The sequence below is a fragment of the candidate division WOR-3 bacterium genome, from assembly GCA_039801725.1.
Taxonomy (GTDB): Bacteria; Hydrothermota; Tepidihabitantia; order Tepidihabitantales; family DTDR01; genus DTDR01.
In genome coordinates this window covers 59,207-75,709 of record JBDRVE010000001.1, presented here as the reverse complement: position 1 = coordinate 75,709, position 16,503 = coordinate 59,207, and the positions used below count along the sequence as shown (strand labels likewise).

Here is a 16,503-nt window from a genome sequence, read left to right as displayed (position 1 = left end):
ATATTTAATATGCAAGATTGATGAGTTTTTTTATTAATTCTTTAATATTTTTTATTTTTATAATTGGTAATTCTTTCTGCCAAGTTTTTAAACCAAATACTTTTTTGTTATATTTTAAGGCGAAAGCAATTTCGGATAATGTGCCGTAACCTTTACCAACGGCAATAATCACATCACTGGTTAAAACAATTATTAAATTTCTTGCTTCGTTTAAACCGGTAGCGATGGGAATATCAATATAGGGATTGGCAAAAGATTTTTCGCTATTAGGCAAGATGCCAATTGTTAAACCACCTTCCTCTTTTGCTCCTTTGGAAACTGCTTCCATTATACCACCTAAACCACCACAAATTAACACCCAATTTCTTTTACCAATCTCTTTACCAATTTGATAAGCAAGTTGATAAATCTTTTTGCTTGGATTATTTGGACCAATAACTCCGACAAAAAATTTTTTTTCTAACTCCACAAACTAATAAACTGCCAATTTTTGGCTGAAAAATATCCTTTATCAGTTAATTTAAGTTCTGGTATTACCGGTAAAGCAAGAAAAGATAAAGTAATAAAAGGGTTTTCCAAGGTGCAACCCAATTTTTTTGTAAGGTTAAGTAATAAATTTAAAGAACTAGCAACTTCTGGTGCTTTTAAGTTAGCCATTAGACCAGCAATCTTTAAGGGTAAAAAAGAAAGAATTTCTTTTTCTCGGCTAATCGCTAAACCACCCTGTTCTTCGATAATCTTATTTATTGCGGTAACAATACTTTCATCATCGACACCACAGGCAACAAGATGGTGAGAATCGTGAGCAACCGAAGAAGCAATTGCTCCTTCTTTTAAATTAAAACCAGTTACGAAACCAATACCCATTTGTGGTTCTTTTTTATGTCGATTAATAACAACCAGTTTTAATATATCCCTTTCTCGGTCACTTACTACCAAATCATTTTCCATTTTTGGATAAGTTAAAAGTTCTTCGGTAATAATTTGGTTAGGAATAATTTTAATCACTCGTAATAACCCCCTCCGGTTTCCGAAGACCTTTAGAAGTTCTTTTTTTATCTTTTTTACTTTTATAGTTTGGTAAATTTTTTTAATTAGAGAAAATGAATAACCTGCTTTTCTAATATCTAAAATCTTACCGTTATCAACCACCAATTTACCATCTTTGATAAGATAGATAGTTTTAAAATCTTTCAAATTATCCACAAGATTTACGTCTGCTCGATAACCTGGTGCCACTAATCCCAACCTTTTAAAACCAAAGAAATTTGCTGGATTAAAGCTAACCATTCTCACTGCCCAATGAACAGGAATATTATGATTGATTGCCTTTTTTAATATTCGGTTTAAATGACCTAAATTGATAAGTTCTTCGGGATGAATATCATCGGAAATAAAGATCAAGCGGTCAATACTATCAGATTTTATTATCTCTTTTAAATCTAAAAAATTTTTGGCCGCACTCCCTTCCCTTATCATTAACCACATCCCTTTTTTCAATTTTTCTTTTGCTTCTTCTAAGTTGGTTATTTCGTGGTCAGAATAGATACCCGAAGAAAGATAGGCATTTAGATTAGTTCCCAAAAGTAAAGGAGAATGGCCATCAATAATTTTGTTAAATTTTTGTGTATAATAAATTTTGTTAATTAAATCTTTTTCGCAATTTATCACTCCAGGAAAATTCATCACTTCGCCTAAACCAATTATTCTTTTGTTTTTGAGTAGTTTGAGAAAAGAAGCAAGAGAGATTTTAAAAGGCAGGTCTTCAAAAGGTGTTGCTGGCACACAAGAAGGAAAATAAAAATAAAAATTGAGTATTAAATTTTCACTTTCCTTTAAGAAATATTTTATGCCGTCAATTCCTAAGACATTAGTAATCTCATGGGGATCGCAAACACAAGTAGTGGTTCCTGAAAGCAAGGCATAATAACTAAATTCTGCCAATGATAAGAGGGAACTCTCGATATGAATATGACTTTCAATAAATCCTGGCAGTGCATATAAGCCTTTGCCATCAATTATTCTTTCTCCATCGTGATATTCCTTACCAATACCGCAGATATAGTCACCATCAATTAAAATATTTGTCTCTTCTAATTCGCCCGTAAAAAGATTTAAAAGTTGGCAATTTTTAATAAGTAAAGAACCTTTCTTTTCTCCTTTTGCTGCTTTTATTAACGAGAAGAGATTATTCTTTTTCATTTAATTCAATATAACCAATATAAGGAAGATAACGAAATTTTTCATCATAATCGATTCCATACCCAACAACAAACTTGTTTGGAATAGTAAAACCAAGATAATCAATCGAAATTTTTAATCTATGTTTTTCAGGTTTATCAAGCAAGGCACAAATTTTTAATGACTTTGGCTTCTTAAGAGATAAATGGTCAATTAAATACTTCAAAGTTAAACCGGTATCAACAATATCTTCTACCAATAAGACATCTTTATTTTCAATTGGTGTTGAGATATCAGCCACAATTTTCACTACTCCTGAAGTTTCGGTACCTTGGCCATAGCTACTAACTTTTATAAAATCACAACAACAGGGAATGGTTAAGTTTCTGATTAAATCAGCTAGAAAGACAAAGGCACCTTTTAGCACACCGATCAAAACCAAATCCTTATTGCAATAATCTTTACTTATTCTATCAGCCAGTTCTTTAACTTTCTCTTTGATATCTTCTTCACCAATCAACTTAAAAACTTTGATATTTATCATAAAATATTAAAAATCGGGGCGACTGGATTTGAACCAGCGACCTCTTGGTCCCGAACCAAGCGCGCTAAACCACTGCGCTACGCCCCGTTAATTCTATTTTAATAAAATATAAAAATCTGTCAATTTAAAGTGTTAGATATATTTTTAAAAATTCCGCTGATTATTCCTTCTAATATTAATTTACAAAACTGAAAAAAAGAAGCCTTTTTAATTGGAAAAGATTTTTTATTTTCCTCCGAAAAAAATTCTTTTCAGTAAAATCTTTGATTTCTTGAATATCAATCGTTAAAGCATCTTTTGTTTTTCTGGTCTTTAAACCTATTTAGTAATCAACATAACAAATTCCTGCGCTGCTAATAAAAAGTAATTAGCCTCTGCCTAAATCGTTTTGCGAGAACCCAAAATATTTGCCAGCCTAATATCGCTCTTGGTAAAATTGTTTTTTTCTCTTATTTTATAATCTCTAAAGTAATTTTGTTAGTGTGTTATTATGTTTGCTCAATACTCCATTAATTACTAAAAATCTTTAAGGTAATTCTCATCTTTATTAAACTTATATTTCTTATAGCCCGATAAATAAAAACTACTAGTGTCTTTTAATGTTCGATATATCTCTTTTAGCCAATTCACAGAAAATTCATAATACTTATCTTTTGGTATCCCACAATAACCTTTTGATAACTTTCTTCTTTCCCATGATAATTATTCTTTATTGTCTTAAAATCAATAGCAAAAGGTGGGTCGGTTACTATTAACAACCCAGGGGAGAAGAAGTGACACTGAGATGGGTTTCCAAGGGTTAGCGATAACGATTTTGAGAGGAATGAAAAAGATGAGCCTTAAAAGGAGAGAGATGTTAATTCTAAAAAGAAGGAGGTTAATAACTTTGTAAGAGTTTTTATTAATAAATTTTCCATGAAAGGCATCGATAATCTTTTTCTGCTATGTTAGGTATTTAGGTATAGCAGATGAATTTAAATTATTTAAGTATTTAAGGTAGATAAGATAATTTAAATGTTTATGATATTTATTACTTTATGGATGGTATAATGAAGTAAGGAACGTATTGAATTGGTATGATAAAATTTTTTCATATAGATTTTTAGAGGCGCTATGTTATCTAATTTGGGATTTAGGGACAGCAAAAAGGTTTTAAATTTATTGATAAAGGTTAGGAAAATATTAAAAACGGGCTGGATAAGTTTTTCAGCGAAGAAAATAAGAGATAATCATAGAAATTAATTGATTAAGAAATTATAATTTATTTTGCTAATCTGTATATTTTAAAGAAACTATAATCATTTTTCACATTAATGGTCTTATTTTTTCTGAGAATTGTGGCTTAACATATTGTTGACTTATTTGATTCTCTGATTATAATTATTAACAAAATATGGAGGAGAAGATGAAGAAGAGTGTTATAATTCTATTAGGAATATCAGCTTTTCTAATAAGTTGTAAGAAAAAAGAAGAAAAGAAAGAGTTAATACCTTTAAGTCCTGGAAATTATTGGATTTATCGTGTTTGGCAGATTGAGAATGGCGATACTAGTTTGGTAGATAGCTTTAAAATGGAAGTGATTGGCGAGAATAACGATACTTTTTGTCTCACCGGCTCTTTATTTGCTTTAGAAGAATTGGCAGAGGATGAAACGGTAAAAATAGTGGTTAAGGATAGTTTATATTTAAGTTATACCGATGATGAACCGGATACTCAATTTGTTTTACCATTAAAAGCAGGAAATTCGTGGCAAGTGAACGAGGAATTTACTGCAGAAGTGCTGGATATTGAAGACTTAAGAATTGGAATCGAAAATTATTCGAATTGTTGGCGGATAAGATATCAAAATGAAGACGGTGATATTCAAAAACACATCTGGGTAAAAGAAGAGATAGGGATTGTAAAATTCCAAAGAGAAGAAGATGGAGAAATTACAATTTTAGAATTAAAAGAATATAATCTTAAAAAATGAGGAGAGTATGGCTTTAACAAAAGAAAGAAAAAAAGAAATAATTGAAAAATTTAGACTTCATGAAAAAGACACTGGTTCACCTGAAGTCCAGATTGCTATTTTGACTGAAAGGATAAAACTTTTAACAGAACATTTACAAAAGCATAAAAAAGATAAACATTCCCGCAGAGGGTTAATAAAATTGATAAATCAACGGCGTCGGCATCTTAATTATCTAATGAAATATCATAAAGAAAGATACTTAAAAATAGTTGAAAAACTTGGTCTCAGAGGGTAATGAGTAAGGTAGAGATAGAAATCGGAGGCAGGATTTTATCAATCGAGACTGGTAACCTCGCCCGCCAAGCTGATGGTAGCGCTTTAGTTCGTTATGGCGACACAATTGTGCTTACTACTGCCACTTATAAAAAAGAAAAGAAGAATACTTTTCAAGATTTTTTACCTTTAACTGTTGATTATCGGGAACTCGCTTATGCGGCCGGTAAAATTCCTGGTGGTTTTTTTAAAAGAGAAGGGAAACCAAGGGATAAAGAGATTATTGTTTCCCGTTTAATTGACCGTTCTATAAGGCCGCTTTTCCCAAAAACCTTTAACCAAGATGTGCAGGTGATTAGTTTTCTTCTTTCTTTTGATCAAGAAAATGAAGGCGATATTTTAGGAATTATTGGTGCTTCAACTAGTCTTCTTCTATCAGAGATTCCTTTTTCTCAACCAATTGCTGCTGTTCGCATTGGTAAGATTGATAATAAATATATAGTTAATCCAACTCTTAAAGAATTGGAGGTGTCTACTTTAGATTTAGTAGTTAGCGCTACTAAAAATGCGCCAGTAATGTTAGAAGGTGATGGTAAAGAGGTTCAACCGGAAGATATTATCGAAGCAATTGAAATAGCAATGGGAGAGATAAGAAAAATCATTGATGCACAAGAAAGATTAATTATTGATGTTTCTAAGTTAGAAGTACCCGAGAAGTTATTACCCGAAGAGTTTATTAAAGAAGTAAAAGAGATAATTGAAGAAAAAACAATTCAGGCTTATCAGATTGTTGACAAAAAAGAAAGGCAGGAGAGTTTAAGAAAAATTCGGGAAGAAGCTTTTAATCTTCTAAAAGATAAATATCCTGATTGTGAAAACCAAATTCAATATGTAATCGAAGAATGTGCGCGGGAATATGTGAGAAAATTAATACTTAAAGAACATAGAAGAATAGACGGTCGTACCCCTGATGAAATCCGACCACTTTCTTGTGCTGTTTCGGTACTGCCACGAACCCATGGTTCAGCTATTTTTACCCGAGGTCAAACACAATGTTTAGCTGTTGTCACTTTAGGAACAAAAAGCGACGAACAGATCGTTGATGATTTAGAAGGTGAAGGGACAAAACGTTTTATGCTTCATTATAATTTCCCACCTTTCTCTACCGGTGAGATAAAACCCTTACGAGCCCCTACCAGAAGAGAAATTGGTCATGGTTATTTAGCCGAACGGGCTTTTAAATATCTCTTGCCCAGTGAAGAAGAGTTTCCCTATACTATTCGAGTGGTTTCTGATATTTTAGAATCAAACGGTTCTTCTTCGATGGCGACAGTTTGTGGCGCCACTTTATCTTTAATGGATGCCGGAGTACCTTTGAAGAAAGCGGTAGCTGGTATCGCCATGGGATTGGTAAAGGAAGATAACGATTATGTAATTTTAACTGATATTACAGGTACAGAAGACCATTACGGAGATATGGATTTTAAATTGGCTGGGACAAAAGATGGTATCACTGCTATTCAATTAGATTTAAAAATTCAAGGAGTTTCTTTAGAAATTTTGAAAGAAGCAATAGAAAAGGCTCGGGTGGCTCACAGAAAAATATTAGAATTGATGGCGAAATCGATTGACCAACCAAGAAAATGTCTTTCTACCTTTGCTCCTCGAGTATTTGCTTTCCAAATTCCTAAGGATAAAATTGGTGCAGTAATTGGCACCGGAGGCAAAGTAATAAGAAAAATAATTGACGAAACAAACACTGAAATTTTTATTGAAGATGATGGAAAAATAACAATTTCTGGACCTAATGAGGAAGCGATTGAAAAAGCAAAATCTCGAATTTTAGCAATTGTTGAAGACGTTGAAGTTGGAAAAGTATATTTAGGGGAAGTAAAAAGAATAGTTCCCTTTGGCGTGTTTATTGAAATTGCTCCTGGCAAAGAAGGACTTTGTCATATTTCTCAATGGGCTAATTACCGAGTTAAAAATTTAACAAGTGAAGTGAAGGTTGGGGACAAAGTTTTTGTGAGAGTGATTGCTATTGATGAGATGGGGAGAATTCAACTTTCCCGAAAAGCAGTAGGAATAACAACCAATGATACAAAAAGAAAAAATTAATGGTGTTACTTTAGTTTTAGAACATCGTCCTTTTTATCCTTCAGTGGCATTGTGTGTGGCTTTTAATCATGGTTCTCGAGATGAACCGAAAGAAATGAACGGTATTTCTCATTTTGTTGAACATATGTTATTTAAGGGAACAAAAAATAAGACGGCAAAAGAAATTTCTTATTATGCGGAATCGATTGGTTGTATATTGGATGCTTTTACTGGAAGAGAGATGACCGGAATTTACGCTCGTTTCTTAAAAGAATTTGCTGAACCAGTTTGTGATTTATTAAAGGAAATTATTTGTTATCCTCTTTTTAATTCTCAGGAATTTGAAAAGGAACGAGAAGTAATTATTGAAGAAATAAAACAGTCTAATGAGGATGACGAAGATCTTCTTTTTAATCTTTTTTTTAATACCCTTTTTCCTAATGCTTCTCTTGGACTTCCAATTGCTGGTAAAATCGAGACTATTAAAAAGTTTACTCCCGAAATAATAAAACAGTTTTATTGGGAAAATTACACTAAAAGTAAAGTTGTGATTTCAGTGGTTGGCGATTTAGAGAAAGAGGTTTATCAAAAAATGAGCGAGAATTTACTTCTTAAAGAAGGAAGTGAAAATAAAAGAGAAATAATAAAAGAAGGCGGATCTTTAAAAATTAGCGTAAAAAATAAGACGGATTTAGACAGTGTATATTTTATTTTAGGGAAAAAAATTTTTTTTCAAGAAGAGAAAGAAAAATATGCTCTATCCATTTTTAACACCTCCTTGGGCGGTTCTCTTTCTTCGCGTCTTTTTCAAAGATTAAGGGAAGAAGAAGGTTTAGTGTACCAAATTTCTTCCTTCGTTGATTTTTATGAAGATGTAACAATTTTTGGTATCTATTTTGTGTGTGATAAAGCGAAATTAGAAAAGACCCTTAACATTGTTACTGAAGAATTGATAAAATTAAAGAAAGAGGGGTTCACAAAAAGAGAATACGAGATAGCATTAAATTATACTAAAAGTGCAATCGTGATTCATTTGGAAAATCCGTTAAACCGCAGTTTTAATTTGGCTAAAAATGAATTTATTTATGGTCGTTCTTTTACTGTTGAAGAAATTTTGGATGCCTATAATCAAGTGAAAAAAGAACAATTAGATTTAATAACAGAAAAAGTTTTATCTTCTTTAAATGAATTCAGTGTCGCCAGTGTTGGCAATGTTGAAGAGTCAGATGTTATAAAAATATTACCTAAAGAAATATATTAAAAAAGGAGATGAAATGGAAGTATTATTTTTAAATCTAAAAGAAGTAACAAAGATTTTAAAAATGGATTTAGCCTTAAAGGCAGTAGAAAAAGCCTTTTATGAAAAAGGAATGGGTCGTGTAATTATGCCTCCTAAGGTTTATCTTTTTTACGAAAAATATCAAGGCGATATCCGGGTAATGCCAGCCTATTTGCCTACTTACGAAATTTCTGGTGTTAAAGTAGTTAATGTGCATCCGAACAACCCTTCAAAATACAAAATTCCCAGCGTAATGGCAACAATTATTTTGATTTCTCCTAAGAATGGCGCTCCTTTAGCTATTTTAGATGGAACAGCAATTACTAATATTCGTACCGGAGCAGCTGGAGGAATAGCTACTAAATACCTGGCAAGGAAAGATGCTTCAATACTTTCTTTAGTAGGTGCCGGAGTACAGGCTGAAACGCAGCTTTTAGCAATTATCCGGGTGAGAAAAATTAAACAGGTGAAAGTTTATGATATAAACATCAAAGTAGCAAAAAACTTTCAAAGAAAGTTTCAATCACTTGTGAAAATACCAATTGTTATTTGTTCTTCAATTGAAGAATGTGTCAGAGATGCTGATATCATTTCTACCCAAACACCCGTAAGAGAGCCAATAATTAAAGTCGAATGGATCAAACCGGGTGTTCACATCAATGCGATTGGTGCCGATGCCCCAGGAAAAGAAGAATTAGATTGGGAGATTCTGAAGAAAGGAAAAGTTTATGTTGATGATTGGGAGCAAGCATCTCATTCTGGGGAAATAAATGTTCCTTTAGAAAAGGGATTTATTAAAAAAGAAGATATTAAAGGCGAAATTGGCGAAGTTATTTGTGGAAAAATTCCTGGTAGAGAAAAGGATGAAGAAATTACTATTTTTGATTCTACCGGTTTAGGAATTCAAGATTTAGTTTGTGCTTACCAAGTTTATAAAATAGCAAAAAGAAAGAAAATCGGTAAAAGAATCACTATTTTTTAATCTTAATAAATTAATGAAGATTTTAATGGTTTCTGATGTTTATTTTCCTTATATCGGTGGCATTCCGGTTCATATTTATAATTTATCACAAGAGTTAAGAAAACGGAATCATACGGTAAAAATTTTGACAACAAATTTTTCAACCAACCATTTTTTAAAGATTGATAATAATTTGTATAACTATGAAGAAGATGAAAAACATGTTTACCGGGTAGGTAGAGCAATAATTTTTCGGGCTAACAAATCTTTTGCTTCTTTTCCTATCGGATGGCAATTGGGAGCCCAAATAAAAGAGATATTGGAGAAGAACAATTTTGATATTATTCATATTCATGGCTGTTTAGCTCCTTTACTTCCTCTATATGTGTTGAAGTTCTCTAAAACAAAAAATATTATTACTCTTCATTCTTATTTTAAAAATAGTTTGGGATATACTATTTTCCGTCCCTTTCTATATCCTTTTTTTAAAAAACTTGATGGAATTATTGCGGTCTCTAACGCAGCTAAAAAAGCTACCCAGAAATATTTCCCTGGGAAATATCATATAATTCCTAACGGAGTAGATACTAATTTTTTCCGTCCCGACATTAAACCCTTACAGGAATATTTAGAATATTACCCTCGACTATTATTTGTGGGAAGATTCGAACCACGAAAAGGTCTGAAATATCTTTTGCGTGCTTTATCAATAATAAAAAAAGAATTTCCTAATTTTCTTCTTTTGATTGTGGGAAAGGGAGTCTTTGGTTATTCCTATCAAGAATATCTTTCAGAAGAAGTGAAAAAAAACATTGTTTTTTGTGGAGCTGTTTCTTTTGAAGAGTTACCCAGATTTTATGCTACCGCCAATATTTTTGTGGCTCCTTCGATTGGGGCAGAAAGTTTTGGAATTGTTCTCTTAGAAGCAATGGCTTGCGGAAAACCGATTGTGGCTTCTAACATTCCGGGATATCGCGAGATCTTAAAGAACGGCAGAGAAGGTTTTTTAGTAAGACCTTGTGATTCTCGGGAAATTGGTGAAAAAATAATTGAATTAGCTAGGGAACCAAGAAGAGCTGAAGAAATGGGGAAATTAGGTCGAGAAAAGGCTTTAAACTATTCTTGGGAAAAAATAAGTTTCCAAGTAGAAAAATTTTATTATCAGATAATTCACAATAATGGCAGAGGTTAATATCCAAAAAAGTGAATTTTTTAACCTTTTTAAAATAAAAAAATTTATGATTTTTTCAATTTCTCAAGCTTTCTCCCTCTTCGGTGATAAATTGGATTATATGGCGATTTTGGCAATGATTAGCTTTCTGGCGCAAAAAAAAAATTTAAATACCTCTCGGGCGATTTCTTTTCTATCTGTTGTTGTTACTTTACCAACGATACTGTTTGGTCCTTTTGCGGGAATTTTTATTGATCGATGGGATAAGAGAAAAATTTTAATTTTTTGTGACTTATTCCGAGCTATATTAGTTGCCTTCATTCCTTTTTTGGTGTTAAGGTTATTTAATTTATCCTTGGTTTATATTATCTGTTTTTTTGTTTTTCTGTTAGGTTTGTTTTTTAACGCTACTCGGTTATCGATTGTTCCTTATTTAGTAGCTAAGAGAAGACTTTTAGCGGCTAATTCTTTCAATAATCTATTAGGAAGAATCGCCACTCTTTTAGGTATGCTAGTTGGTGGGTTTATTGTGGATTGGCAAATTTGGAAGAAAATCGGTATTTCCTATAGTTGGGCTGCTGGTTTTTATATTGATTCTTTTACCTATTGGATTTCAGTTTTAGCATTAATCTATCTTTCTACTAAAATAAAAATAAAAAGAATTTCTTCTCCAACTGTAATTTCTCAACAGTCAAGGAATTTTTTTTCTTTGATTTTATCCAAATTAAAATTAATGATTAATGATTTGAAAGAGGCTTCCCAATATATTTTAAAGAATCGTAAAGTTCAAATAGTAATTCTTTCAGTTTTTTTATTTGTAATTTTGGGCACTGGGGCATTGGTACTTTATGTGCCAATTATTCAGGAGTCAGAAGGTCTTAAATTGGGAACCTCCGGAGTGGGTTTCTTAGGCACTATCGGTTCAATAGGTTTAATCTTAAGTTCATTAACTTATGGAATTTGGGGACACAAATTTGAGAAAAATTTGGTGTTAATTATAACTTTTTTTCTTTTTGGGATTTTAACAATCATCTTGTCTCTTACGAAAATATTACCATTGGTGATTTTTTTACTTTTTATGTGCGGTTTTTTTCTTTCACCGATTTTTGTGATTCAAGATACTATTTTGCAGGAAAATGTTCCTGAAGAACTACGAGGTAAGATTTTTTCTCTCAAAGAATGGTTTTTACATTTATTTTTTGGCATTTTTGCTTTTATTATTGGTCAATTAACCTACTTTTTCCCAAGAACAACAATTTTGTTTTCTATAGGAGTTTTTGTGATGTTCTCTTCTTTGATTATTTTTCTTATTTATCGCCGCCAGAAAGAATTAATTTAATTTTAACTTTTTTATTAACGGGAAAAAATTTGGTATTAAGAACATATTTTTGGGGAAAGGATTTATTTAGCCATTTTGCCTCCTCCTCTAAAAAAGGACATTTTTTACAGTTGATACGATCTTCTTTTAAAATAAGATTATCCCAATAGGGATTGCCAAGAAAAATTAAATTTGAAAAGGAAATCTGCCTTTCTTTTGTTATGAGGAGACTTTCTGCAGGTATTTCTTTTTTATCCGTTACTATCAATAGGGAGATTTTTCTTGTTATTTTATTATAAAAGTATAAACTTTCCCAAAAGGACCAATCTAAAAAACTTAAGGCATTCTGCAAAGCAATAAGAGGGGTATTACTTAAAATGCTTGCTTTTTCGTTTAACCATTCATAACCTTTTAAATTTATTAAAAATTGAACTTCTCCTTTATTTTTACTTATTTCTCCTGAAAATATTATTGTTTTATTGATACTATCGACTATTAGATTCTTCTCATCTAAATAAAAAATTGACTTTTTACTTTTTTTAGTAAAAAGAAAAGTCAATAAGAAAAGAAAGACAAAAACTAAGAAAGAAATTATCCGAAAATTGATTTTCATTAATAAGGATTTTCGTACATAAGTATTGCCTTAAAGGTCAACAGTAAAATTGAAAAATCTAACCAGAGTGACCAATTTTTTACATAATATTCATCAAGCATCAATCGCTCTTGTAAGGTTAAATTGCCTCGGCCAGAAATTTGCCATAAACCGGTTAACCCTGGTTTTACTTTAGAAATAATTGGCAAATAATCTTTTATTAGTTCTTTTTCTTCTAGTAAATAAGGACGTGGACCTACTAAAGCCATCTCTCCTTTTAATATATTTATTAATTGAGGTAATTCATCTAAACTAAATCTTCTTAGAAATTTTCCTAAAGGTGTTATTAATTTTTCCGTTCCAGGAATTTTTAATTTTTTCTGCCATTCATTAAAATGTTTTTCTTTAAAAATTTCTTGATATTTTTGAGCCTCCATTTTCATTGTACGGAATTTATAAAGAGTAAAAAATTTACCTTGAAGTCCAATTCTTTTTTGTTTATAAAAAACCGGGCCAGGAGAGGTAATTTTTATTAAGAAAGAAATTAGGAAAAATAGCGGCAAAGAGATTATAAAGATAATTAGCGATAATGAATATTCTATTACCGTTTTGATAAAGAGATTAAAAGGTTTTAAAAGATTATACTTTGGTTTTAAAAATAAATATTTACCAATTTTTTCAATTTCAACATTTTGGGTTTGTAAAAGATTTAAATCAGCAAGAATAAAAATTTCCGAAAAGAAAGAAGGAAATTTTTCTTTAAAAAATTTGTCCGCCACGATTAGAATATCGGGTTGTTCTTCTTTTTTAATTAATTGATAACCTAAGTACCGTTGGCGGGTAATCTCTTTTTTTAAATCTTCTATTATTTCTTTTTCTCCAATAATTTTTACTTTTTTTACAAACAAACCAACCTTTGCTAAAAGTAATTTAGCTGCCCACCGGGTAATGGGAAGAAGAATTAAAGAAAAAATGAAAGCCAGCAGGATTACAATCCGCGAAAAGCTATAAATTTGAGTAAGATAAGCAATAAAAATAATAATTATTGTTCCCAATAAAAGTCCTTTCCATAATTTTTGAAGTTCTTCAGTTAGGTCAAATCTTTTACCATATAAATCATTAAAAAAGAATATTAAAAAATAAATAAACAAAAAATAAAATCGATCAGAGAATATCTTGAAAGGCAAAGGAAAAGAAAGTTGAGGAAAAATTTTTGGCAAAAATAAGGCTCTGGTAATATAACCTAAAAAATAAGAAAAGGATAATACTAAGAAGTCTAATAAGAAAAGGATAATATTTACTAATAAATTTTTTTTCACTTATTGATTATAAATAGATTTTTAATTAATGTCAACCTTGATTTTTTATAAGAAATTAATAAAATTTTAATAAATGTGGTATTTTGTTTTTTTGATTATTTACCAACAAATTTCCCCTTCTTTTGTTCCTTCTCAAATTACGCCAGCAACCAATATTTCCTCTGCGCCTGTACGTGGTAGCGAACTTGTAGGAGTCGAAGCACCAATAATTTCAGAAGAATATATTTTAATGCCCGGCGATAATTTGTTGATAACTATTAAAGGCAAAGTAAATTATTCATACACTACTTGGGTGACTTATGAAGGGAAAGTTCAAATAATATTAAAATCTAATTTTCCCGGAGGATTAGAAAAAATGGAAACGGTAGATGTAATTCGGATTAGTGGATTGACAATAAAGGAAGCCCAAGATTCCTTGACTAAAGTATTTTTAAAATATTATAATGATGTATTTGTCAAACTTACGCTAGTGGGACTTCGTTCGGGAGTTGTTTTGGTTACTGGAGAAGTCTATTATCCCGGAACTTATTATGCAATGCCGGTAGAAAGGGTTTCTCAAATAATTGCTAAAGCTGGAGGAATTACTCCTAATGGTTCAAAAATAAATATTCGATTAATAAGGGGTAAAGACACTTTAAAAGTAGATATTGAGAAATTTGAAAATGAAGGAGATATTACGGCTAATCCTTTTGTACAATCAGGAGATAAAATTTATGTACCGCCCATAATCAATAGTGTTCAAATCAAAGGTGCTATTTTTGGACGTGGAGAATATCGTTTACGTACTTCTGTAACTACTGTTGAAAGAGAACGAGTAAGCGAAGGAAGGTATGAAATAAGAGAAAATGAAAGATTATTAGAAGTATTAAAAAAAGCCGGTGGAGTTACTCCTTGGGCAGATTTAGATAATAGTTATTTAGAAAGAGAAATTTCAAATGCTTCAAAAATTAAAATTCCTCTTAATTTAAGAAAATTATTAATAGAAAACGATCTTTCTTATAATTTGGAATTAAAAAATGGTGATATTATTTACATACCAGAAAAGGAAAACAATATCTATGTAAATGGAGAAGTGGCCAATCCTCAGGTAATAAAATTTCAAGAAAATTTAACTATTTCTCAGTACATTGCAATAGCCGGAGGATATACTCAATATGCCGACAGAAGAAAAGTTTATGTAATAAGAAAAGGTAAGAAAATTACTCAACTTAATAATTTAGAACTCAATCCCGGTGATATTATCTATGTGCCTCGGATACCAATAAAATTCTGGGAAGATTATTTACAGATCTTTTCTACTCTTTTCCCAATTATTTTAACAATTTTATATACTGCTAAATAATTATTTTACTCTTTCGATATATTTTTTTGTTTCGGTACTTATTCTTACAATATCATTTATCTTAATAAATTGAGGAACCATAATTTCGAGTCCATTTTCTAATTTAGCAGTTTTGTAGGCCGCGTCTGTTTCACTTTTAACGCCAGCACCGGTTTCTATTACTCGCAGGTCGACGGTTTTGGGCATTATGAAATCAATGGGTTTTCCTTCATAAAATTCTACTTTAATTTTGAAACCCTCCTTTAAGAAAATAGCAAAGTCACCAATAATTTTTTTTGATAAAGAAAATTGTTCGTAAGTTTCGGGATGCATAAAATAGAAATTCTCACCATCGTTATATAGATACTCCATTTCTACAATCTCTAAGTGAACAGCTTGCAATTTATCATCGGGGCTAAATCTTCTTTCAGTGAAGGAACCGGTTTGGAGATTTTTTAATTTTAAATGAACAAGACTACCAAATTTTGCTGTTCCTGCTTTGTATTCACTTGTTATTACTTTGTAAAATCCATCTTCCATTTTTAATACCATGCCCTCTTTTACTTCACTAGCTGAAATCATATTAACCCCCTTTTTAAAATTATAAAATCTTATGATTTACTTTCAATATTAATCTTCTAAGATTGCTTTAATGAAGGCTTCCGCAGAAAAAGGAATTAAATCGTTTAATTCTTCACCACATCCTATATAACAAATCGGTAATTTAAGTTCATAAGCAATAGGAATAATTATTCCTCCTTTAGCCGTGCCATCTAATTTCGTTACAATAATACCAGTAACTCCAATTTCTTCTTTGAAGATTTTTGCTTGTTCAATCCCATTTTGTCCTACCGAAGCATCTATTGTTAGAAATATTTCCTCCGGTTCACTTTTTTTTATTTTATTTATCACCCGAATAATTTTTTTAAGTTCTTCAATCAATTCTTTGCGAGTATGTAATCTCCCGGCTGTATCAACTATCACAATATCTTTTCCTCTCTTCTGTGCTGATTGGATGGCGTCGAAAACAATCGCCGCAGCATCTTGACCTTTTTGGGAAAGGATAATTTCGGTTTTAATTTTTTCCGCCCAAATTTTTAACTGTTCAGTAGCAGCATCTCGATAAGTGTCGGCAGAAGCAATGATAACGTTCTGTCCTTTAATTTTATAATAATACGCAAGTTTACCTACGGTGGTAGTTTTACCACTACCATTTACACCGATTATTAAAATAACTTTGGGAAAAGAAAAAAATCTTTCCTCATAAGGTAGAGATAAGATATTAAGGAGTTCTTTTTTTAAAAATTCTTTTTTATTGTTTTTTATTTTTTTACATTTTTCAATTAATTTTTGAGTTAATTGAGTTCCAATATCGGCAGAAAGTAAGGCTTCTTCCAATTCTTCTAAGTTATCTGATAAAAATATTTTTTTAAATTGTTCTTTTGTTTTTTTTAAGGTATTTTTTAGTTTTTCGAATATATTCATGATATTCT

The 16,503-nt window shown here is 31.1% G+C and carries 15 protein-coding genes and 1 tRNA gene; 8 read left to right on the top strand and 8 right to left on the bottom strand.

Features of this window, described 5'->3' with window-relative positions; translation table 11 throughout:
• Nucleotides 1–4: 4 nt before the first annotated feature.
• The 4 genes from ABIK75_00420 to ABIK75_00405 all read right to left on the bottom strand — a co-directional run bounded on the left by ABIK75_00420 (nt 5) and on the right by ABIK75_00405 (nt 2,812).
• Nucleotides 5–469, bottom strand: coding sequence for a TIGR00725 family protein (locus ABIK75_00420; protein ID MEO0089562.1), 465 nt, complete (start codon nt 467–469; stop codon nt 5–7).
• Complete coding sequence (ade, locus tag ABIK75_00415; GenBank protein ID MEO0089561.1) at nt 460–2,202, bottom strand: adenine deaminase; 1,743 nt, start codon at nt 2,200–2,202, stop codon at nt 460–462. The genes ABIK75_00420 and ade overlap by 10 nt, the downstream gene beginning before the upstream one ends.
• Nucleotides 2,189–2,725, bottom strand: coding sequence for a hypoxanthine phosphoribosyltransferase (gene hpt / locus ABIK75_00410; protein MEO0089560.1), 537 nt, complete (start codon nt 2,723–2,725; stop codon nt 2,189–2,191). The genes ade and hpt overlap by 14 nt, the downstream gene beginning before the upstream one ends.
• A 13-nt stretch (nt 2,726–2,738) precedes the next feature.
• Nucleotides 2,739–2,812 (bottom strand) — tRNA-Pro (locus ABIK75_00405).
• A gap of 1,318 nt (nt 2,813–4,130) precedes the next feature.
• Between ABIK75_00405 and ABIK75_00400 the strand changes: the two genes are divergently transcribed.
• Genes ABIK75_00400 through ABIK75_00370 form a run of 7 tightly spaced genes read left to right on the top strand, consistent with a single transcriptional unit; the run spans nt 4,131 to nt 11,799 of the window.
• Entirely contained in the window at nt 4,131–4,697 is a 567-nt protein-coding gene (locus ABIK75_00400; GenBank protein MEO0089559.1) for a hypothetical protein, read from the top strand.
• A 7-nt stretch (nt 4,698–4,704) separates the two neighbouring features.
• Nucleotides 4,705–4,974 (top strand): 30S ribosomal protein S15, encoded by a 270-nt coding sequence (gene rpsO, locus ABIK75_00395; protein ID MEO0089558.1) that lies wholly within the window; start codon nt 4,705–4,707, stop codon nt 4,972–4,974.
• Nucleotides 4,974–7,070 (top strand): polyribonucleotide nucleotidyltransferase, encoded by a 2,097-nt coding sequence (locus ABIK75_00390; protein ID MEO0089557.1) that lies wholly within the window; start codon nt 4,974–4,976, stop codon nt 7,068–7,070. Before rpsO ends, ABIK75_00390 begins: the two co-directional genes overlap by 1 nt.
• Nucleotides 7,048–8,310 (top strand): pitrilysin family protein, encoded by a 1,263-nt coding sequence (locus ABIK75_00385; protein ID MEO0089556.1) that lies wholly within the window; start codon nt 7,048–7,050, stop codon nt 8,308–8,310. Before ABIK75_00390 ends, ABIK75_00385 begins: the two co-directional genes overlap by 23 nt.
• A gap of 13 nt (nt 8,311–8,323) precedes the next feature.
• Nucleotides 8,324–9,310: an alanine dehydrogenase gene (gene ala, locus ABIK75_00380; GenBank protein MEO0089555.1), complete on the top strand. Its 987-nt coding sequence runs from the start codon at nt 8,324–8,326 to the stop codon at nt 9,308–9,310.
• Between the two features lie 13 nt (nt 9,311–9,323).
• Entirely contained in the window at nt 9,324–10,481 is a 1,158-nt protein-coding gene (locus tag ABIK75_00375; GenBank protein MEO0089554.1) for a glycosyltransferase family 4 protein, read from the top strand.
• A 46-nt stretch (nt 10,482–10,527) separates the two neighbouring features.
• Nucleotides 10,528–11,799: an MFS transporter gene (locus ABIK75_00370; GenBank protein ID MEO0089553.1), complete on the top strand. Its 1,272-nt coding sequence runs from the start codon at nt 10,528–10,530 to the stop codon at nt 11,797–11,799.
• Here ABIK75_00370 and ABIK75_00365 read toward each other — a convergent pair.
• Together ABIK75_00365 and ABIK75_00360 are read right to left on the bottom strand one after the other, a co-directional pair.
• Nucleotides 11,768–12,391, bottom strand: a complete 624-nt coding sequence (locus tag ABIK75_00365; protein MEO0089552.1) for a hypothetical protein — start codon at nt 12,389–12,391, stop codon at nt 11,768–11,770. The two genes, ABIK75_00370 and ABIK75_00365, sit on opposite strands and share 32 nt — an antisense overlap.
• Nucleotides 12,391–13,689 carry a sugar transferase gene (locus ABIK75_00360; GenBank protein MEO0089551.1) on the bottom strand — a complete coding sequence of 433 codons (1,299 nt, stop codon included), beginning with the start codon at nt 13,687–13,689 and terminating at the stop codon, nt 12,391–12,393. Before ABIK75_00360 ends, ABIK75_00365 begins: the two co-directional genes overlap by 1 nt.
• Nucleotides 13,690–13,762: 73 nt before the next feature.
• Here ABIK75_00360 and ABIK75_00355 point away from each other — a divergent pair, with 73 nt between their 5' ends.
• Nucleotides 13,763–15,031, top strand: a complete 1,269-nt coding sequence (locus ABIK75_00355; protein MEO0089550.1) for an SLBB domain-containing protein — start codon at nt 13,763–13,765, stop codon at nt 15,029–15,031.
• Here ABIK75_00355 and efp read toward each other — a convergent pair whose 3' ends face one another.
• Both efp and ftsY read right to left on the bottom strand, forming a co-directional pair.
• Nucleotides 15,032–15,592 (bottom strand): elongation factor P, encoded by a 561-nt coding sequence (efp, locus tag ABIK75_00350; GenBank protein MEO0089549.1) that lies wholly within the window; start codon nt 15,590–15,592, stop codon nt 15,032–15,034.
• A 48-nt stretch (nt 15,593–15,640) separates the two neighbouring features.
• On the bottom strand, nt 15,641–16,495 hold the full coding sequence (gene ftsY, locus ABIK75_00345; GenBank protein ID MEO0089548.1) for a signal recognition particle-docking protein FtsY: 855 nt from the start codon (nt 16,493–16,495) through the stop codon (nt 15,641–15,643).
• Nucleotides 16,496–16,503 lie beyond the last annotated feature (8 nt).